The organism is Parafrankia sp. FMc2 (assembly GCF_041008525.1).
Classification (GTDB): domain Bacteria; phylum Actinomycetota; class Actinomycetes; order Frankiales; family Frankiaceae; genus Parafrankia.
Genome location: NZ_JBFLUG010000428.1, coordinates 1 through 1,054 on the forward strand (window position 1 = coordinate 1; position 1,054 = coordinate 1,054).

Annotated in this window: 2 protein-coding genes; both read right to left on the reverse strand. The window is 72.4% G+C overall.

What is annotated here, in order from left to right; translation table 11 throughout:
• Window position 1: 1 nt before the first annotated feature.
• A complete protein-coding gene (locus tag AB1460_RS37725; RefSeq protein ID WP_368967367.1) occupies window positions 2-742 on the reverse strand; it encodes an acyl-CoA dehydrogenase family protein in 741 nt (246 codons plus the stop codon).
• Window positions 743-744: 2 nt separating this feature from the next.
• A partial coding sequence (locus AB1460_RS37730) for an acyl-CoA dehydrogenase family protein (RefSeq protein WP_368967368.1) occupies window positions 745-1,054 on the reverse strand: 310 nt, incomplete at its 5' end.

Consider the following 1,054-nt stretch of genomic DNA (forward strand, 5'->3'; position numbering starts at 1 on the left):
CTCAGAGGTTGATGAGGCGGGGGGCGTGGTGGTGGGTGCGGATGTGGGTGCCGGCCTGGCGGGTGAGGTCGCGGGTGCTGCCGAGGAGTCCGTCGAGGGTGAGGGCGCGGCGGAGGTGGTGGTGGAAGTCGTGTTCGGCGGTGAAGCCGATGCCGGCGAGGACCTGTTGGCAGTGGCGGGCGGTGTCGAGGGCGGCTTTGCCGGCGGCTGCTTTGGCGAGGAGGGCGGTGAGGGGGTCTTCGGGGGTGGTGGTGGCGGCGTGCAGGGTGGCTTCGGCGCCGTCGAGGGCGACGAGGGTTTCGGCGAGGCGGTGGCGGACGGCCTGGAAGGTGGCGATGGGGCGGCCGAACTGGGTGCGGGTGAGGGCGTGTTCGCGGGCGAGGGTGAGCATGGTGCGGCCGGTGCCGAGCAGCCCGGGTCCGTCGTGGCTGGTGGGGGTGTCGGTGCGGTTCCACGTCAGCCAGGTGCCGCCGGTGTAGGGCAGCGGGAGGGTGGCGCCGAGGGGTTGGCCGGTGGCGTGCAGGACGACGTCGTTGAGGACGGAGGCGTGGCTGCCGGTTTCGCCGAGGAGGGTGAACACGACGGGGATGGCGGTGTCGGGTTCCTCGGTGAGCAGGTCGGGCCAGCCGAGGTCGTCGAGGGCGGTGTCGATGGTGGCGCCGGTGGTGTGGGGGTCGCCGGTGGTGCCGGTCATGGCCTTGCGCAGGGTGTCGGCGAGGAGTTCGCGTTCGGCGGCGTCCATGGTTACTCCTTGCCGAGGTTGAGGAGCCGGCGGGCGATGATGTTCCGCTGGATCTCGGCGGTGCCGCCGTAGATGGTGGCGGCGCGGGAGTAGAGGTACTCGGAGCGCCAGCGGGGGTCGGTGAGTTCGAGGGTGCCGGGGAGCAGGTCGCGGGCGGTGTCGAAGAGGCGTTGCTCGGCGGTGGCGAGCAGGACCTTGTCGATGGAGGTTTCCGGGCCCAGGTGTGCGCCGTCGGCGAGGGTGCGCTGGGTGGCGTGGGAGCGGCAGCGGATGGTGTGCAGCGCCAGGTACGCCGCCCCCAGATCGGCGTCG

Coding starts and splice junctions, on each gene's coding strand:
- AB1460_RS37725 (WP_368967367.1), bottom strand. CDS start 742: ATGGACGCCGCCGAACGCGAACTCCTCGCCGACACCCTGCGCAAGGCC.